Origin of the sequence: Catellatospora chokoriensis, assembly GCF_011297315.1 — a bacterium.
Classification (GTDB): domain Bacteria; phylum Actinomycetota; class Actinomycetes; order Mycobacteriales; family Micromonosporaceae; genus Catellatospora; species Catellatospora citrea.
This window is the reverse complement of the sequence record NZ_JAAOTI010000005.1, coordinates 115,156-133,141: the sequence shown is the minus strand read 5'-3', so window position 1 is coordinate 133,141 and position 17,986 is coordinate 115,156. Positions and strand designations below refer to the sequence as shown.

At 72.8% G+C, this 17,986-nt stretch carries 18 protein-coding genes; 11 read left to right on the top strand and 7 right to left on the bottom strand.

What is annotated here, in order from left to right; all coding sequences use genetic code 11:
• Nucleotides 1–13 precede the first annotated feature (13 nt).
• Together HAV39_RS09825 and HAV39_RS09820 are read left to right on the top strand one after the other, a co-directional pair.
• Nucleotides 14–1,042 carry a LacI family DNA-binding transcriptional regulator gene (locus HAV39_RS09825; RefSeq protein WP_120315197.1) on the top strand — a complete coding sequence of 343 codons (1,029 nt, stop codon included), beginning with the start codon at nt 14–16 and terminating at the stop codon, nt 1,040–1,042.
• 43 nt (nt 1,043–1,085) lie between these two features.
• Entirely contained in the window at nt 1,086–1,466 is a 381-nt protein-coding gene (locus HAV39_RS09820) for a hypothetical protein (RefSeq protein WP_191838850.1), read from the top strand.
• A gap of 13 nt (nt 1,467–1,479) precedes the next feature.
• On the opposite strand, the gene HAV39_RS09815 is transcribed toward HAV39_RS09820, so the two are convergent.
• Together HAV39_RS09815 and HAV39_RS09810 are read right to left on the bottom strand one after the other, a co-directional pair.
• Nucleotides 1,480–2,814, bottom strand: coding sequence for a serine hydrolase domain-containing protein (locus HAV39_RS09815; protein WP_203736363.1), 1,335 nt, complete (start codon nt 2,812–2,814; stop codon nt 1,480–1,482).
• A 95-nt stretch (nt 2,815–2,909) separates the two neighbouring features.
• On the bottom strand, nt 2,910–3,803 hold the full coding sequence (locus HAV39_RS09810; protein ID WP_239120709.1) for a DUF3152 domain-containing protein: 894 nt from the start codon (nt 3,801–3,803) through the stop codon (nt 2,910–2,912).
• 111 nt (nt 3,804–3,914) lie between these two features.
• Here HAV39_RS09810 and HAV39_RS09805 point away from each other — a divergent pair, with 111 nt between their 5' ends.
• Nucleotides 3,915–4,421, top strand: coding sequence for an NUDIX domain-containing protein (locus HAV39_RS09805; protein ID WP_191838849.1), 507 nt, complete (start codon nt 3,915–3,917; stop codon nt 4,419–4,421).
• Between the two features lie 6 nt (nt 4,422–4,427).
• Here the strand turns inward: HAV39_RS09805 and HAV39_RS09800 are convergent, their stop codons facing one another.
• Together HAV39_RS09800 and HAV39_RS09795 are read right to left on the bottom strand one after the other, a co-directional pair.
• The gene (locus HAV39_RS09800) at nt 4,428–6,065 is read right to left on the bottom strand and encodes a sensor histidine kinase (RefSeq protein WP_191838848.1); all 1,638 of its coding nucleotides are present in this window, start codon (nt 6,063–6,065) and stop codon (nt 4,428–4,430) included.
• A 64-nt stretch (nt 6,066–6,129) separates the two neighbouring features.
• Nucleotides 6,130–6,819, bottom strand: a complete 690-nt coding sequence (locus HAV39_RS09795) for a response regulator transcription factor (RefSeq protein ID WP_191838847.1) — start codon at nt 6,817–6,819, stop codon at nt 6,130–6,132.
• Between the two features lie 220 nt (nt 6,820–7,039).
• Between HAV39_RS09795 and HAV39_RS09790 the strand changes: the two genes are divergently transcribed.
• The gene (locus tag HAV39_RS09790; RefSeq protein WP_191838846.1) at nt 7,040–9,112 is read left to right on the top strand and encodes an NPCBM/NEW2 domain-containing protein; all 2,073 of its coding nucleotides are present in this window, start codon (nt 7,040–7,042) and stop codon (nt 9,110–9,112) included.
• 52 nt (nt 9,113–9,164) lie between these two features.
• Here HAV39_RS09790 and HAV39_RS09785 read toward each other — a convergent pair whose 3' ends face one another.
• Entirely contained in the window at nt 9,165–9,734 is a 570-nt protein-coding gene (locus HAV39_RS09785) for a TIGR03086 family metal-binding protein (RefSeq protein ID WP_191838845.1), read from the bottom strand.
• Nucleotides 9,735–9,776: 42 nt separating this feature from the next.
• Here HAV39_RS09785 and HAV39_RS09780 point away from each other — a divergent pair, with 42 nt between their 5' ends.
• From HAV39_RS09780 to HAV39_RS09755, 6 genes are all read left to right on the top strand, one after another.
• A complete protein-coding gene (locus tag HAV39_RS09780; protein WP_191838844.1) occupies nt 9,777–10,577 on the top strand; it encodes a helix-turn-helix transcriptional regulator in 801 nt (266 codons plus the stop codon).
• A gap of 84 nt (nt 10,578–10,661) precedes the next feature.
• Nucleotides 10,662–11,222, top strand: a complete 561-nt coding sequence (locus HAV39_RS09775; protein ID WP_191838843.1) for an SRPBCC family protein — start codon at nt 10,662–10,664, stop codon at nt 11,220–11,222.
• Entirely contained in the window at nt 11,219–11,899 is a 681-nt protein-coding gene (locus tag HAV39_RS09770) for a DUF4166 domain-containing protein (RefSeq protein ID WP_191838842.1), read from the top strand. Before HAV39_RS09775 ends, HAV39_RS09770 begins: the two co-directional genes overlap by 4 nt.
• Nucleotides 11,900–12,017: 118 nt before the next feature.
• A complete protein-coding gene (locus HAV39_RS09765) occupies nt 12,018–12,638 on the top strand; it encodes a hypothetical protein (protein ID WP_191838841.1) in 621 nt (206 codons plus the stop codon).
• Nucleotides 12,635–13,117, top strand: coding sequence for a hypothetical protein (locus HAV39_RS09760; protein ID WP_191838840.1), 483 nt, complete (start codon nt 12,635–12,637; stop codon nt 13,115–13,117). Before HAV39_RS09765 ends, HAV39_RS09760 begins: the two co-directional genes overlap by 4 nt.
• On the top strand, nt 13,117–15,618 hold the full coding sequence (locus HAV39_RS09755; protein ID WP_239120713.1) for a M48 family metalloprotease: 2,502 nt from the start codon (nt 13,117–13,119) through the stop codon (nt 15,616–15,618). The genes HAV39_RS09760 and HAV39_RS09755 overlap by 1 nt, the downstream gene beginning before the upstream one ends.
• A 10-nt stretch (nt 15,619–15,628) precedes the next feature.
• Here the strand turns inward: HAV39_RS09755 and HAV39_RS09750 are convergent, their stop codons facing one another.
• Entirely contained in the window at nt 15,629–16,717 is a 1,089-nt protein-coding gene (locus HAV39_RS09750; RefSeq protein ID WP_191838838.1) for a mandelate racemase/muconate lactonizing enzyme family protein, read from the bottom strand.
• Nucleotides 16,718–16,877: 160 nt separating this feature from the next.
• Here HAV39_RS09750 and HAV39_RS09745 point away from each other — a divergent pair, with 160 nt between their 5' ends.
• A complete protein-coding gene (locus HAV39_RS09745; protein WP_191838837.1) occupies nt 16,878–17,480 on the top strand; it encodes a class I SAM-dependent methyltransferase in 603 nt (200 codons plus the stop codon).
• 14 nt (nt 17,481–17,494) lie between these two features.
• On the opposite strand, the gene HAV39_RS09740 is transcribed toward HAV39_RS09745, so the two are convergent.
• Nucleotides 17,495–17,968 carry a GbsR/MarR family transcriptional regulator gene (locus HAV39_RS09740; protein WP_191838836.1) on the bottom strand — a complete coding sequence of 158 codons (474 nt, stop codon included), beginning with the start codon at nt 17,966–17,968 and terminating at the stop codon, nt 17,495–17,497.
• Nucleotides 17,969–17,986 lie beyond the last annotated feature (18 nt).

The window sequence follows — 17,986 nt, the reverse complement described above, 5'->3', positions numbered from 1 at the left end:
CGAAAGGCTTTCCGTGGGCAGGCGGCGATCGACGTCGGTGACACTCACCGACGTGGCACGGCTGGCGGGGGTGTCCGTGGCGACCGCCTCCAAGGCACTCAACGCGCGCGGCGAGGTCGCGCCCGACACCCGGCTGCGCGTGCTGCAGGCCGCCAACCAGCTCAGCTTCCAGCCCAACGTGCTGGCCCGCGGGCTCATCTCCGGCCGCACCCGCACCATCGGCCTGCTCACCGACGAACTCGGCGGCCGCTTCTCGATCCCCATCCTGCTCGGCGCCGAAAACGCTCTCGGCAACGAGCAGATGTCGGTGCTGCTGTGCGACGCCCGCGGCGACGCCATCCGCCGCCAGCACTACATCCGCACCCTGCTCGCGCGGCAGGTCGACGGGTTCATCATCCTCGGCGACAGCAACGACCTGCGCCCCTCGCTCAGCCGCGACATCCCGGTCCCGGTCGTGTACGTGTACGGCCAGTCCACCGACCCCGCCGACCTGAGCGTGCTCGCCGACGACGAGGGCGGCGGCCGGCTCGCCATGGAACACCTGATCAGCCTGCGCCGGCGCAACATCGCGCACATCACCGGGCCGCAGAGCTACCGCGCCGCCCGCGACCGCGTCACCGGCCTGCAGGCCGTGCTGGCCGAGTCCGGATTGGAGCTGGTCGGCGGCGAGCCGCTGTACGGGGAATGGTCCCAGCGCTGGGGGCGTCACGCCGCCCGCATGCTGATCACCGCCCACCCGGAGATCGACGCGATCTTCTGCGGCAACGACCAGATCGCCGCCGGCGCCGCCCAGGCATTGCAGGAGCACGGCTGCCGGATCCCCGACGACGTCGCCATCATCGGCTACGACAACTGGGAGGAGATGGCCGCCGACTGCCGACCCCCGCTGACCACGGTCGACCTCAACCTGGAACAGCTCGGCGCGACCGCGGTCATGCACCTGTTCGCCGCCCTCGACGGCACCCCGTCCTCCGGCGTCATCCGCCAGCCCTGCCGCCTCGTCGTCCGCGAATCCACCGGCCCCCTCCCCCAGCAGGGCTGACGCACCACCGACTCATGCACGTAGATGTCGTACGGTCGATGCCATGGCGACTGAGCAGCCGAAGGACATCCTGGGCGAGATCAACGGGTTCGTGGCGCGGATTCACGCGCTCGATCCGCACGCGCCCGCGGGCACGGAGCTGACGGTGCGGGTCGACGGCCGCGAGTCCCGCCTCATGCTGAGCGAGCCCGTCGTCCAGGCGCTCAGGCTGGCGCTGCAGGACTACCACGACCCCCGTGACCAGGGATACTGCGACCACTGCGGCGGGCCGCGGCTCGACGAGAACTTCCAGTGCCGCGACTGCGGCGGCCTCAACGGCGTGTTCGGCCAGATGCTCGCCGAGCGGGCATTCGGTTACACCGAGCCCGAATCGCTGCCGCCCGCACCCGAAAGCGCGGGCCGGCACGCGCGTCACGAGTCCTGACCCGGCCACCGCGTCAGCGGGTCGGAGTGGGCGCGGGCACCAGGTCAAGGCCGTAGATCTCGTCGAGGACGATCGGGAGCAGGGCCTGCGCGGTGGTCTTGCCCTCGGGTGAGACGGTCAGGTTCGTCCAGATCACCACCGTCACGTCGTTGTCGACGTCGTGGCCCATGAACGAGTTGAAGCCGGGCAGCTCGCCGCCGTGGTAGTACATCGCGGCGTTCGGCGCGAACCGCTGGTAGGAGATGCCGTACCCGTACTGCTGGCCGTCGGGTGTGGCCGGGTCCTCTGCTTGCAGGCTGTCGCGCCACTGCTGCTGGAAGTCGGCGTTGAGGACCTTGCCCGAGACCAGCCCGTCGATCCACTTGGCCAGGTCGTCGGCGGTCGAGATGGCGCCACCTGCCGCGGTCGCGTAGGACGGGTTCTGGTTGGTGTAGTCGATGGGCTTGAGCGTCCCGGCGCGGATCGCGGCTTGCATGTCGGCCGGGTACGGATCGTCGACCAGGGCGTACGCGGTCCCGCCGTACATGTAGCCGCGCGAGAACGGCTGCGGGAGCGTGTCGTCGGTGGCGGCGGGCAGGGACGTCTGCCGCAGGCCCAGTGGGGCGTACAGCCGGTCGGTGAACTGCTCGGCGAGCGGCCGCCCGCCCACCTTCTCGGCGACCAGGCCCAGCAGCGCGTAGTTGGTGTTGCTGTACTCGTAGTCGGTGTTCGGCGCGAAGTTCGGCGGCCGCTTGAACGCGATGTCCAGCACCTCCTGCGGGGTCCAGACCTTCGCCAGGTCGGCGTCCATGGCCGCGGCCATCTCCGGTGCGCCTGTGTAGCCGTAGAGCCCGCTGCGCATCTTCAGCAGGTCGGCGAGGGTGATGTGCTCGCCGTTGGGCACGCCCGGCACGTACTTCGACACCGGGTCGCTGAACTTCAGCTTGCCGTCCTGGGCGAGCAGCACGATCAGCGCGGCCGTCATGGTCTTGGTGTTCGAGGCGATCCGGAAGTGCGTGTCGCCGGCCGGCGGTGTCTGCGCGCCCAGCTCGGTGGTGCCGACGACCGCGCGGTAGGTCCCCTGCGGCGTACGCACCAGGACCAGTGCCCCGGGCACCATCATCTGGTCGGCGGCCGTCTCCACCGCGGCCTGAAGTGCGGCCTGGTCGATCGGCAGCCGCCCCGGCACGGAGCCCGCGCCGGGCGCGACGGCGGCCGTGCTCGGGACGGTGGATGCCACCGAGCAGCCCGTGAGAAGGAACGCGGCACAGGCCGCGAGTCCGGCGAAGCCGACGGGGCGCGTGACCCGGCGGCGAAGTTCCGCCAGACGCGCCGCGAACCCGTCCTTCGCCCAGGAGATCTTCATCATCGGCGTTTCACAGCCTCTGCCCGGGAGCCGAGCACCCAGCGGTGACGGCCAGGTCGAAGAATCGCAAATATCGGGGCAATTTTACCAGCTTGGCTTCACATCGGTGGGCCCGCGTAGCGCTTGCCGTCGAGGTAGGGCCAGGGATTGGCGCGGCAACCCTGCAGGCCGTACGTCTGCTGCTGCATCACCGGGGCGGGCCTGCCGCGGCCGGGGCATCGCTCGTGGTTGCGACCGAGTTCGTGGCCGACCTCGTGGTTGATGACATATCTGCGGTACAACGCCAGCTCGACGTGGCCCTCGACGTAGTCGGGCACGGACAGCCGCCACCGGTTGAAGTTGATCACGACGCGGCCCGGCAGGCGGCACGACGTGTACGAGACGCCGTCGAGCCTGGTGTCCATCCCGCCCGTGGCGCACAGCTTGCGGGTGGTCTCGCCGGTGGCCAGGTAGATCGTGAAGTCGTACGCCGAGCCCGCGGGCACCCGCTGCAGGCGGCGCTGACCGCCGATCCAGCTGCGCGGGTCACCGAGGGTCAGGTCGACCATGCGGGTGAACTCGGCGAGTTCGGCCCCGGCGAGGTTCGTCTCGGCTGCGACGCGGAACCGCCGCAGCCCGCCCGAGCCGCCGAGCACGCCGCCCATGCCGGTCGCGTACCGCCACGTGCCGGGCCCGGAAGCCGGGAAGTCTCCGGGCAGCTGGTAGACCGGTAGCGGCGACGCCGACGGACTCGCCGTCGCCGGAGCGGACGGCACCGGCGACGGCGTCGTCACACCACCCGGCACCAGATGCGCCCCGGCGACAGCGTCGGCGGCTCCCCGGAGCAGTGCGAGCCCGACCAGCACGGCTCCGACCGCCAGGCACACCAGCGCGATCCAGCCATGGGGTCGGCGACGCTTCGGCTCGACGGGGCCTGATCGCGCCGACCGGCCCTGGCGGACCACGACATCGGAAACGGCCCCGGTGAGGGCGGGCTGCGTAACGTTCGGCACCGGGGGACGGTAGGCAGCGGGCGATCAAGAACTTGTGAAAATTCAGTGCGCCCGCCGTGCCGTGGTCTCGGCGGACCGCGCGCCCGCGTGATCGGCGGTAGGTTCGTGGCCATGCTGTCGCCCGCCTCCCCCCGGCTTCGGGCCGGTGTGCGTGCTCTCGTGCTGGACGAGCAGGACCGGGTGCTGCTCTGCCGGTTCGCCTTCGACGATCCGGAAGGCCTGCTCGTGGTCTGGGGCACTCCGGGCGGCGGCGTCGAGCCTGGCGAGACTCTGCTGGCCGCGCTCCGGCGCGAACTCGCCGAGGAGATCGGGCTGGCCCTGCCCGCCGATCCGCCACACGTGTGGCATCAGGAGGTGGTCCGGGCCGGCCACTTCGACGGCTACGACGGCGTCCTCAACGACATCTTCCTGGTACGCACGACGTCGTTCGCGCCGCGCGGCACGTGGACCGACGACGAGCTCGCCGGGGAGCACATCACCGGTTTCCGCTGGTGGACGCAGCAGGAACTCGCGCAGTACCGGGGTACCGACGTGTTCGCGCCACGGGCTCTGCCCGCCGCGCTGGCCGCGCTGCTCGCAGATGGTCCGCCCCGGCAGCCCATACCGATGGGGCTGTGACCGGCATCAGGCGGCGGGCAGCCAGATGGTGAAGGTCGTGCCGACGCCCAGCACGCTGACGACGTCGATGGTCCCGCCGTGGTCGGCGACGATCTGCCGCGCGATGGACAGGCCGAGGCCGGAGCCGGTGCCCTGCCCCGCCCTGCCGCGGGCGCGGTCGGCCCGCCAGAGCCGGTCGAACAGGAACGGCAGGTCCGCCTCGGCGATGCCGCTGCCGGTGTCGGCGACGCGCACGACGTGACGGTCCCCGTCGGCGGCGACGGTGAGGGTGATCGTGCCGCCGGCCGCGGTGGCGGCAACCGCGTTGCGGACGAGGTTGCCGATCACCTGGCGCAGCCGGTCGGGGTCCGCGTGCACCCAGCGCGGTCCGGTGCTCTCGACCGTCAGGGCCACCCCGGACGTGTGCGCGAGCGCGGCATGGGCCGTCTTGCAGGTGGCTACGAGTTCGCCCAGGTCGAGCCGGGTCTGCTGGTATGTCAGCGCGCCCGCCTCGGCCAGTGCGAGGTCCTGCAGGTCGTCGACGATGCGCTGCTGCAGCACGGCCTCGTCGTGCAGGGACTCGAACAGCTCCGGGCTCGGCGGCAGCACGCCGTCCTTGAGCGCCTCCAGGTAACCGCGCAGATTGGCCAGGGGTGTGCGCAGCTCGTGCGCCACGTCGGAGATCATGCGGCGTTGCAGTTCCTCGCTGCGTTGCAGGGAGTCGGCCATGCGGTTGAACGAGCGGGCCAGCCCGGCGAGCTCGTCGTGGCCGCGCACCGGCACGCGTTCGGTGAGCCTGCCGTCGCCGACCTGCGCCGAGGCCGCGGTCAGCGCGCCGATGGGACGCAGCACCCGGCGGCTGAGCAGCCAGGACGCACCGACCGCGGTGAGCGCGACGACGACGGCCGTCAGCACGATGGACTTCACCGGCAGGCGGGGCCGCGGCTGCTCGGCCGCACCGACGTACACCCGCATCTGCGCGGGCGCGTACGCGCCGACGGCCCGCGAGAACGCGTCCTGCAGGCACGGGACGGTCTGGCCGGACCGGTTCGCGTCGCAGGCCTGCAGTTCGTGCTCGAACGCCGGATCGCGGTCCAGGGTGACCTGGGCGCGTGACTCGACCTCGCAGGCCTTCGACTGGGCGCTGTACGTCACGGGTACAGGCACCGGGATGCCCAGCCGGTCGTCGGCCAGGCGCACCCCGATGCCCGCCTTGGCCAGGCAGGACGCCAGGTGCAGGCCGATCCGGTATTCCCACGACGCCAGCAGCACGGTCTTGGAGCCGATGGACGTGTCGTTCTTGGGCAGCGGCTGCCAGGTCGGGCGCGGGTCGACGAGCAGTGCAGGGCCGGTGACCCCACGTGCCGCGGTCCCGGCGAGGGTGTCGGAGTCGGCGACGACCGCGCCGGAGACGGTGGTGACCTGGATGCGCTGGCCGGTCTGCAGGGACAGTTCGCGCACCCGCTCGGCGACGCCGTCCCAGCCGCCGCGGGTGCGGGCGAAGTCGGCCAGTCCGGTGGTGATCAGCGCCTGCTGTTCGGCGCTCGCGCTGACCGTGCGGTCGAACTCGCGCGACGCCTGCTGGAGGGTGAGCCAGGCGGTGGCCGCGGTGGCCGTCACCGCGATGAACATGACCAGTGCGACGACCCGCAGTCGGAAGCTCATGCCTTCTCCTCGCTGCGCTCGTCGGCGGCATCGTCGAGTCCGCTGATTCGCGACCTGCGCTCGCTCATCCCGGCTGCTCGGCCAGCCGGTAGCCGCGGCCGTAGACGGTCTGCACGTAACGGGCCTCGGCCGGGTCGTCCTCGATCTTGCGGCGCAGGTTCATCACGTGCGCGTCGACGGTGCGCTCCTCGACGTGGTTGTCGAAGCCGAACGCCCGGTCGATGATCTGCGCCCGGGAGAACACCCGGCCGGGGGCGGCGGCCAGCGCGGCGAGGATGCCGAACTCCTTGGCGGTGAGCGCGACGAGCCGGCCGCCGACCCGGACCTCGAACCGCCCTTCGTCAATCTCCAGGTCGCCGACGCGCAGGATCTCCTCCTTGGCGGTGCCGGGGCGGGTCCGGCGCAGCAGCGCCCGCACCCGGGCGGCGAGCTGCCGGGGGCTGAACGGCTTGGTGACGTAGTCGTCCGCGCCGAGGTCGAGGCCGACGAGGATGTCGTCCTCGGTGCTGCGTGCGGTGAGCAGCAGGATCGCCACGTCGGACTCGGCCCGCAGGATCCGGCACACGTCGAGGCCGCCGAGGGTCGGCATCATGACGTCGAGCACGACCAGGTCGGGCCGGTACGCCCGGCAGCGTTCCAGGGCGGCGAGGCCGTCGCCGACGACCTGCACGCTGTGGCCCTCCCGTTCGAGGTAGACGCGGAGCAGGTGGGCCTGCTTGGGGTCGTCCTCGGCGATCAGCACCCGCGCGCTCACTGCGGCCTCCCGTTCTGCGAGTTACCGACCTTAGCCGCTGGTCAGCACGGGGGCATCGGCGTGGTCGCGCCCTTCATCGCGCTCGCATCGGTCCTTCATCGGTTCTTCACGGGATGGCGCATGCACCACGGCTTCGTACATAAATTATGAATTATTCTTGACACACGCGCGTAACAGACCACAAGATCGTGGAAACCCCTTTCGCAGCAAGGAATCCGATGTGAAACGACGTGTGCTCACCGGTTTGCTCTGCCTGGCCACCGGCCTGCTGATCGCGCCGCCGCCGGCCGCCGCCACCACCCCCGCGCCCGCCCGGCCCCGCCAGGAACTCCTCAGCCCCACCCCTTACCAGGGCTGGAACACCTACTTCGGCCTCGGCGGCGACTTCGCCGAACAGTCGGTGCGCGAGGTCGCCGACGCGCTGGTCGACCGCGGGCTCGCCCGGGCCGGTTACGACATCGTGTGGCTCGACGGCGGCTGGCAGGACCCGCAGCCGCGGACCGCCGCGGGCGACCTGCAGGCCGACCGGACCCGGTTCCCCGACGGGCTGCAGCCGCTCGTGGACTACATCCACGCCAAGGGCCTGAAGGCCGGCATCTACACCGACGCCGGGCCGTACATCCCGGGCAAGTGCGGGCTCGGCAGCGGCGGCGGCTACTACCAGCGCGACGCCGACCAGTTCGCGGCCTGGAAGTTCGACGCGGTCAAGGTGGACTTCCTCTGCGGCATCGCCGCGAACCTGGACCCGAAGACGGTCTACACCGAGTTCGCCGCGGCGCTGCGCGACAACGCCAGCGGACGGCCGATCATCTTCAACCTGTGCAACCCGGTGACCTCGCCGGACTGGGGCAACTACCCCGAGGAGCAGCAGTCCACCTACTCCTGGAGCTACGCGCCGGGCATCGCGCAGTCCTGGCGCACGTACACCGATGTGGGCTTCGTCGGTGACATCAAGTTCAAGGACGTGCTGCGCAACTACGACGCCAACGCCCGGCACCCCGAGGCGACCGGTCCCGGCCACTACAACGACCCCGACTACCTGGCGCCCGGACTCGGCATGTCCGACGAGGAGTTCCGCACCCAGATGACGCTGTGGGCGGCGGCCGCCGCGCCGCTGGTCGTCGGCAGCGACGTCCGCAAGCTCAGCCAGACCTCGGTCGACATCCTGACCAACCGCGACGTGCTCGCGATCAACCAGGACCGGGCCGCCGTGCAGGCCGTCCGCATCGGACCGGCGGGCACCACGGAGACCTGGGTCAAGCGCCTGGCCAACGGTGACCGGGCCGTCGTGCTGCTCAACCGCGGCGACCTCGCGCAGACGCTGACCGCGCAGGCCGCCGCCACCGGCCTGGCCGGCTCGCGGTTCACCGTCCGCAACGCGTGGACCGGCCAGGACACCGAGAGCGCGGGCACGCTCAGCGCGGCGGTGCCCGCGCACGGCGCGGCACTGCTCCGGGTCGCCCCGGCCCGCGGCCTGCCCGGCGTGCCGCACGTGACCGCCGGCTTCCCGCAGGTCACCCAGGTCAACGCGGTGGCACTGCCGGCCGGGGCCGCGCCGGTGCTCGCCGGTGGCGACCAGGCCCGGGTCGAGGTGCTGGTCCGCAACGACGGGCTGCTGCCCGCGATGCTGCCCAAGGCGAAGCTGGCCGGTCCCGCCGGCTGGACGGTGCGCGAACTCGGCCAGGCCCCGCTGCTGCTGGCACCGGGCCGCACCGCGACGTTCGCCTTCACGGTGACGCTGCCCGCCACGGCCGCGCCCGGGGGCGGCACGCTGACCGCCACCTCGTCGTACGACGTACTCGGGCACGGGCGCCAGCAGCAGGTGACCGGCACCCCGGTCGTGGTGGCGCCCGCGCCGCCGACCGGCTCGGTCGTCCTGTCGCACCACACCTGGATCAGCGCCACCAGCGGCTGGATGAGCCCGACCGTCGACCTGAGCGTCGGCGGCTGGTCGCCGATCAGCATGCTCGGCACGGTGTACCCGACCGGCATCGGCGTGGCCACGCCGTCGACGATCCGCTACTACGTCGGCGGCCGGTGCACCGGGCTGACCGCGACCATCGGCCTCGACGACGCGGTGCGCAACGTCGGACCCGAGGGCGCCACGTCGACGTTCCAGGTGGTCGGCGACGGCCGGACGCTGTACGACAGCGGCCTGCTGACCCGTGACGACACCCGTCAGATCACGGTCGACCTGACCGGGGTAAGGGTGCTCGACCTCGTCGTCGGCGACGCCGGGGACGGCGGCTACAACGACCGCGCCAACTGGGCGGCCCTGACCGCCATTTGCTGAACCCGCACGGCCGCATCCGGGTGGTGACCCGCCCGGATGCGGCCGCCGGTCGTCACCCGGCCCGCTGCCAGCCGGGTTCGCGGCCCGTCTTGCCGAGCAGGCGCGTGAAGGAGTCCGCGTCGGGAGCCGTCGGCACGGGCTCACCGAAGACCTTCCACTCCCGGGCCATCGGCCCCATCTCGTCGACCATCACCAGCAGTTCCTCGACCGCGGCCGGGCTCGGCGCATACGGCTGCCCGGTCGCCACGGCCAGATCCCACGGGTGCAGCGTCAGGTCGAGCAGCGCCATGCGGCCCACGGTGGGCTGCGGCAGGCCCATGCCGGGCGAGACGCCCTCCAGCGCCGACTCGGCCGACCAGGCCGTGATGAGCTGGTCCGTCTCCGCCGCGAAGCGGGCGCGCCAGTCCGTGCCGAGCACGTCGGGCGTGCCGGAGAAGTCGGCCGCCTCGCGGCGGGCCAGGCCCTGGAAGTTGACGACGACCTGGAACAGGTGGTTGACCAGATCGCCGACCCGGAACTCGGCACACGGGGTGACGGCGCTGAGCTGCTCGTCGGTGATGCCCTGGAGCACGGGCAGGGCGACGTCTGCGGATTCCCGCAGTAGTTTCGAGATCGTGGTCATGGGCCCACGCTAACCAGCGGCGCTTCGGAAGGTCTTGAACAAATGCGACAGCCACGCCGGGACACCCGGGGCATCGTCGACCCCGCCGGCCTGCTGCGGCAGGTGCGGTTCCGGCGGCTCGCGCCCGCGGCCGGGCTGGCGGACCTGGTCGAGCACTACTGGTTCATCGACTGGGACCTGGACCAGCCGTACGAGCAGCACGTCATCGGGCACCCGGCGGTGAACCTCGTCGTGCTGCGCCCGACCGCCGCCGACCCGGTGACGGCGGAGGTGTCCGGCGTCACCCGGGAACTGTTCTCGATCAAGCTCGCGGAGCGGGGCTGGGTGCGCGGCGTGCAGTTCCGGCCGGGCGCGTTCCGGGCGTTCTCGGGCCGCTCCCCCGCGGAGCTGACCGGTCGGCGGGTGCCGCTGGCGCAGGTGCTGCCGGTCGCCGACCCCGGGGACCGGCTCACCGCCGCGGCCGACGACCCGGCAGCGGCCGCGGTGTTCGACGAGCTGCTGCTTGGCCTGCGTCCGGAACCGGACGAGTCCGTGCGGCTCGCGATGCGGCTGGTGGACCGCGTACGGCAGGACCGCGGGCTGCGCCGCGTCGAGGACCTGGCGCGGGAGGCCGCCATGTCGGCGCGCTCGCTGCAACGGCTGTTCACGCAGTACGTCGGCATCGGACCGAAGCAGGTGATCCTGCGTTACCGGGTGCACGGGGCGATCGAGCTGGCCGAGGGCGAGGTCGACTGGGCGGCGGTCGCCGCGGAGCTGGGTTACAGCGACCAGGCGCACCTGGTCCGCGAGGTCACGGCCGCGATCGGGGTGTCGCCCGCCGCGTACGCGGCTTCGCTGCGCTGAACCTGCCCGAAATCGCCTCTTGAGCGGTCGCTCAAACAGCCGTACAGTCTGTTTGAGCGACCGCTCAAGAGGGAGGTTGGACCGATGGGACGCGGGCTTTACATCGAGGTGCACATCAGGGCCGACCTCGACACGGTGTGGCAGTTCACCCAGGACCCGGCCCTGCACCAGCGCTGGGACGCCCGGTTCACCACCATCGACTACGTCCCCGGCACCTACCCGCAGCGCTTCCGCTACGCGACCCGGCTCGCCCCCGGCCTCACCGTCGCGGGCGAGGGCGTGACCGCCGGCGAGCACACCCGCCCGGACGGCACCCGCACCTCCGCGCTGCGCTTCCACTCCCCGCTGATGACCGGCTCCGGCTACTGGCGCTACGTGCCCACCCCCACCGGGGTGCGCTTCCTGACCGGATACGACTACACCCCGCGCTGGCCCCTGCTCGACCGGATCGTGCGGCCGCTCATGGGCTGGGCCACCGCCTGGTCCTTCGACCGCCTGCGCATCTGGCTGGAGGACGCCGTGCCACCCCGGCGCTCGCCGCTGCGACTGCTCCCGCGCTGGGGCGCGCCGTCGGCCCGCCGCTGCCTGCGTACCCCGCCCGACCGGATCGCCGGCCGCGCCCCTTCCCTGCTGGAGACACTGTGAACTCCCTGTTCCACACCGCGCTCGGCGCCGACTTCGACCGCCTGCACCCGCGCCTGCGCGAGCGCTTCGGCTTCACCAGCACCGACCGGCGCGGCTGCGTCGGCCACGGCGTCATGGACCGCATCTGGCGCGGGCCGGCGTACACCCGGCCGTTCCTCGCGCTGGGCACCATGCGCAACATCATGTTCCCGGAGCAGGGCCGCAACGTGCCCTTCACCATCGAGAACTACGCCTACCCCGACTCGTACGGCCGCGAGACGCTCACCTTCGTGCGCACCTTCGAACTGCCGCGGCGACGCCGCCGGTTCGACGCCACCATGGTCTGGGACCCGCACCGCGAGGTCATCGTCGACTACCTCGGCACCCACCAGCACATCGCCGCCGACCTGCACCTGCGCGTCGACGAGCAGGGCGGGCTGCACCTGCGCAGCGGGCAGATGCGCTTGCGCGCCCCCGGCGTCGACACGGCCCTGCCCCCGGCCGCCACCGCGGTCGCCGAGGTCCACGAGCGGTACGACGACGCGGCAGACGTCTTCCGGATCGACGTGCGGGTGGTCAACCCGTGGTTCGGGCCGGTGTTCGGCTACACCGGCGCGTTCACCGTGCGCTACGTCGACACCGAGGCCACCCCCGTGCCCGCCTCGGTCAAGCCCTACCGCGAGCAGGCCCGGTACTGACCGCTGCGACACGGCCGCCATCGCCGCGCCGGGTGAACATCCACGACGACCGGTTCGGGGGGTGCCGAACCCTTCGGCGTCGACCTATAACTACTGGGTGAAGTGGCCTCGTCTCCGCGTGTCACTGCTTTGCTGCGTGCTGCTGTCCGGCTGCATGCCGCAGGAGATCCCCGACCTGGTGCCACTGCCCACGCCGTCGACCTCGGTCGCCTCCCCCGCCGCCGGACCGCTGCAGGCCGCGCTGCTCACCGCAGCGGACCTGCCCGCCGGGTTCGTCCACTTCGACTACTTCGAACAGCCGACCAGCGGGGAAACCGGCTGCGCCGGCGACTTCGACCCCCCGGAACCCGACGCGGTCACCCAGTTCCGGCGTGGCGAGGCCGGACCCTTCGTACACACCACGCTGACCCGGCTCAGCGTCGCCGACGCCACCGCGCTGATGCTGGCGGCGCGCCGCTTCACCGACCAGTGCCCGTCGTACACGCTGCGGGACATGAACGGCACGTTGCTGACGACCCGGGTCACCGCCGGTTCGATCACCGGCCTCGGCGACGAGACCGTCGCGACCAGGTTCACCACCACCGCCGACGGCTACCCGCCGTTCCTGTCCGACCAGGTCCTGGTGCGCCGGGGCGGGCTGCTGATCCTGCTCGCCCACAACGCGTTCTACCAGCTCGACACCGCTGTCACCACGACCGCGGTCCGTGCCGCCGTCGCCCGTGCCGAAGGGATCACATGACTTCCACCATCCACGACGCCACCCGCTCGATCCTCGACGAGATCGCGCCGGAGGAGGCCGACCTGCTCGGCGTGGTGTCGGCGGGATTCTTCGGCAGTGCGACCGGCCGGGACCGCGCGGTGCGGTCCGTGCTGGCGGGCAGCACCGGCGACGACCCGGTCGGGTTCGACGCCGCGACCGGTGCCGCCCTGCTCAGCGCCCTGATCCTGACCATCCTCAACGGGGTCACCTGCGAGGTCCTCGCCGCCGGGATCACCAGCCGGACCACCGGCTGGTGGCAGCGGCGCAAGCTGAGGCGGCAGCTGGCCGGCCGGGTCGCCGCGCAGGGCGCCGACACGCCGCTGCCCCAGCTGTCCAGCGTGGACGCGGCCGAGGTCGGCCGGCTGGCGTATCAGCTCGCCGTCGAGTCGAAGGTGGATCCGGAACGGGCACAGCGGGTGGCCAACCTGATCGCGGCGCGACTGACCCGGCCGGCGTGATGCGGCCGGATCCGTTCGCGCTGCCCAGCGCCACCGGGGCCAGGTTCGCGCTGCTGATGCTCAGCACCGTCGTCGGCTCGGTGCTGGTCTACCTGTGGCCCGCCGGGATGGCCGGCGGGCGGTTCCGCGGCCCGCTCGCGGTGGACCGGGTCGGCTGCGTCAACGACGCCCGCCGCAGCGTGCCGGCCGTGGACGAGACGGTGCTGACCGAACGCTTCGGCGACTGCGTCAACGAGGCGTACCTGTCGGCCGTGGGACGGGTCGCGCTGATGGTGGCGCTGCTGCTGGCCGTCGCCGTGGCGGCTTACCTGGCGACCCCGTGGCTGGTCCGCCGCGGGCCGGTGGTCCCGCTCGCCGCGCTGGGCGGCGCCCCGGCCGCCGACCGGATCCGGGAGGTGCTCGCCGAGGCCGGGCAGCCGGTGCGCGTCGACGTGGCCACGCTGCGCCCGACGACCGGCGCGCGCGCCTACGGGCGGCTGGGCCGGTACCGGCTGCTGCTGGACGCCGGGCTGCTGGCCCGGGGCGCACGCGACCCGCGCGCCCTGCGCGGGGTGCTGTTCCACGAGCTCGCGCACGTGCGCAACCGCGACATCGACATCACCTACCTCACCCTGGCCCTGTGGTGGGCGTTCCTGCTCGCGGCGGCGCTGCCGGCGCTGCTCTACGCGATCGTGGAACCCAAGATGATCACCGAGGTGTGGTGGCGCGTCGGGCTGTTCCTGCTGGTGCTGTGGCTGGCCCGGACCGCGGTGCTGCGCGCCCGCGAGTACTACGCCGACGCCCGTGCGACGGCCGCCACCGGCGACCCCGAGAGCCTCGAAGCGGCCCTCGCCGGCCGGCCCCGACGCTGGTGGCGACTGGTGTCCAACCACCCCGACGGCCCGGACCGAGTCGCGGCGCTGCGGGGCGAGCCGGTGCTGTTCCGGGTCGGCGCCGGGGAGGCGCTCGGCGCGGGCCTGCTGCTCGGCTACGCGTACCCGCTGCTGTCCTTTCTGCTCGGCAACGTCCTGCCCGGCACGACCTTCGTCCGGGACTGGGTGGTGGGACTGGTCCTGGGCGCGTGCGCGGCGGCGGCACTGGCCGGGTCGGCCTGGCGGGCGGTCCAGCACGCGCTGGCCGAGCAGGCCGACCGCGCGCCGGCGACGTGGCGGGCCGCGCTCGCGCTGACCGCCGGCGTGCTGGCCGGGCAGGTGGCCGTGCCGGCCATGCCGGAGGTGGGCAGCTGGGCGATGGTCGCCGGCGCGGAGCCGCTGTTCGGCGCGGTCACCGCGCTGGCCCTGCTCGTGCTGTGCCAGGTCTACCTGCGCTGGGTGGTGCTCAGCGCGTACAGCCGACTGCGCAGCACGCCACGCCCGGGACGCTCGGCCGCGTTCGGGGTGACCGCGTCGGCGGCCGTGTTCGGACTCTGGGCGTCCACCTGGTTCATGGCGCTGGCGATGCTGTCGTCGTCCTATCCGACCTGGCCGACGCTCGGCATCGCGGTGGGCACCGCGGTGCTGAACCCCGTGCTGGCCGCCTGCGTCGCGTGGGGCTGCCTCTACCCGCTCGCCGGGCTGCTGCGCACCACCCGCGGCACCTGGCGCGCCTGGCTCACCGGGGTCGCGCTCATCGTGGCCGGTTTCCCGGCGGTGCTGCTGCCCCTGCACGCCTACCTCACCGGCCTGCTCCGGGACGGGCAGTGGTGGACCGCGTTCCTCGTGCTGGGGGCGGGGTCGGCCGCGGCCACCGCGGCCTGCGGACTCGTGCTCGGACTGTGGCGGGGCGGCCGGCGGCGGGTCGGCGAGGCGGCCGTGCTGGCGGGGGCGGCCGCGCTGACCGCCGCGCCGTTGCTGGTCGTCGAGCAGCTCGCCCACCTGGCCGTGCTGGGCTGCCCGGCGGGCGTCCTGCCACAGTGCCTGTCCCGGGTGCCGACGCCGCAGCTCAACGGGTTCGGCGGGGCGATCCTCGCGCTCGCGTCCGTGACGACGGCGCTGGCCGCGCTGGGTGCCGCCGCGGGCGCGCTGGTGGTGCACCGGCGCACCCGCACCGACGAGCCGTGCCGGCGGCACCCGGCGCTGGTCGCCGTGGCGCTGCTGCCCGCGCTGCTGTCGGTCGCCACGCTCGTGTGGACCGGCACCGGGACGTTCGTCGCGAGCACCGACTCGTTCACCAGGCTCGACGACGCCCAGGTCGCCGAGCTGGACCGGTACGCGGCGGCGATCCGGCCGGGCAGCATCACCCGGCCGACCGCCTGCGCGTACAGCGCCAACCTCTCCTACGGGGTGGGCCTGACCGAGCTGAACACCGTCTGGCTGTCCCGGCTGTCCACCGGGGCGGTCACCGCGGCGTCCTCCGACGACGCCGTGCTGCGGGCGCTGGGCGGTGAGGCGATGCGCGCGCTCCGCGCCATGGATCTGCCCCGCAACCATCGCGCCAACCGGGCCATCGGCGACTACTGCGTCATCGTCGCGGCCGCCGAGCGCGTGTACGAGACCCGCAGGGGCAAGTCGGCCGCGTCGTGATGCGGGGCCGTCAGGCAACCCTGCGGTTGTCGATCTGGTCGCGGTCCCAGCTGATGCCGAGGCCAGGAGTGCTCGGCGCGACGGCGTGACCGTCGACGACGGCCATCGGCTCCCGGGTGATCGCGCGCAGCTGCGGGATGTGTTCGAGGTAGCGGCTGGCGGGCACCGCGCAGCACAGGCTGACGTGCAGCTCCATCAGGAAGTGCGGGCACACCGCGACGTTGAACGCCTCGGCCAGGTGGGCGACCTTGAGCCACGGCGTGATGCCGCCGACGCGGGCGACGTCGACCTGCACGATGCCGGCGGCCTGGCGCTGCAGGTACTCCCGGAACTGGCCGACGGAGTACAGCGATTCGCCCACGGCCACGGGGATCGAGGTCGACCGTGCCAGCGCCTCGTGCCCGGCGACGTCGTCGGCGGGCAGTGGCTCCTCCAGCCAGGCCAGGTCGTACGGTTCGAGCAGGCGGGCCCGCCGGACGGCCTCGGCCCCGGTCAGCGACTGGTTCGCGTCGACCATCACGTCGAACGCCGGGCCCACCGCGGCGCGCAGCGCGGCGACGCGCTCGACGTCCTCGGCCGCCGAAGGCTTCCCAATCTTGATCTTCACGCCGGGCAGGCCCGCCGCCTGCGACCGTTTCGCGCCGTCGACCAGCTCGTCAGTGGACAGGTGCAGCCAGCCGCCCTCGGTGTCGTAGAGCGGGATGCGGTCCTTCGCGCCACCGGCCATCACCCACAGCGGCAGGCCCGCCGAGCGGCACCGCCAGTCCCACAGCGCGGTGTCGGCCGCCGCCAGCGCCAGCGAGGTGATCGCGCCGACCGTGGTCGCGCGGGTGGCGGCGAACAGGTCGTGCCAGACCGCCTCGACCCGGCGCGCGTCGGCGCCGAGCAGGCGCGGCAGCAGGTGGTCGCGCAGCATCGCCAGGACGGCGGTGCCGCCGGTGCCGATGGTGTACGTATAACCGGTGCCCGAGCCGCCGTCGGCGGTCGCGATCTCGACGAACACCGTCTCCTGCTTGAGGAACGCCTGCACCGCGTCGGTGCGTACCGTCTCCACCTCGACGTCGACCAGGTAAGCCTGCGCGTGCGTGATCGTGCTCATGCGATGCCGCCCTCTTGCCCGCGTACGGGCCGGAGACTCCGGGTGGGACTCCGCCATGCTGCGCACGATGATCACGGCTGTCAAGGGGGCGGCCTGCCCGCAGGACGCGGGGCAGAGCGGGGGTGGGAGGCTGGGCAGGACGGATGGAGTGGGGGCGGGCATGGGACGGCAGACGCGGTGGGTGACCGAGACCGCGAGCGGGCACGCGCAGCGGATGGCAGACCGGTTCCGGCAGATGGCGGCGGCGGGTCATGACCTCGCGGGTGAGGCGCGGACGCTCGATGCGATGATCGCGCCCGGCTCCACGGTGCTCGACGCGGGCTGTGGCAGCGGGCGGGTCGGGGCCGCGCTGGCCGAACGCGGCCACACCGTGCTCGGCGTCGACGCCGACGCGACCCTGATCGAGGCGGCCCGCCAGGACTTCCCGGACATCGAGTGGGTCGTCGGCGACCTCACCGAACTCGACCTGCGCGCGCACGGGCAGCCCCGGCTGTTCGACGCCGCGATCCTGGCCGGCAACGTCATGCTCTACCTCGCCCCGGACACCGAGGCCGAGGTGCTGTGCCAGGTCGCCGCGCATGTGCGGCCCGACGGCCCGGTGGTGGTCGGCTTCGGCACCGGGCGCGGCTACGACCTGTCCGACTTCGACGCCCACGCCGCCGGCGCCGGGCTGGTCCTGGAGCACCGCTTCGCGACGTGGGACCTGCGGCCGTGGCGCGAGGACGCCGACTTCGCGGTGACGGTGCTGCGCCGGCCTGCCTGACCCGCCCGGTCGGCTCAGGCCGTGCCGGCCCGCTTGGCCTGCCACTTCTCGACCAGGGCGGCGATCTCCTCCTGCAGGAACAGGAAGAACTCCGTCATCTCCGTGATGCGGGCGCCGGCCGCGGTGGCCGCGCCGACCGCCGCGACACCCTCGCCCATCACGTCGGCCACCTGCTTGTAGACGCCGCCCTTGGCGACGCTGGCCATGTACCAGGAGTTGCCGACCGCGCGGTAGCGGGTGCTGCGGGAACCGGGCACCGGCTCCCGCAGCACCAGTCCGACCTGGACCAGGTAGCGCACGGCCTCGGAGGCGGCGGCAGGACTGACCCCGAGCCATGCGCCGAGCTGGGCGGCGGTCAGCACGCCGTCCTCGGCGACCGTCAGCGCGCCGAGCACGCGCGCCGGCATCCGGGGGAAGCCGAGGTCGTTGAGCGTCATCGCCAGGTGCTCGACGAACCGCCGTACGGCTTCCTCGTCACGTTCTGCCATCCGCACATCCTCCAACAC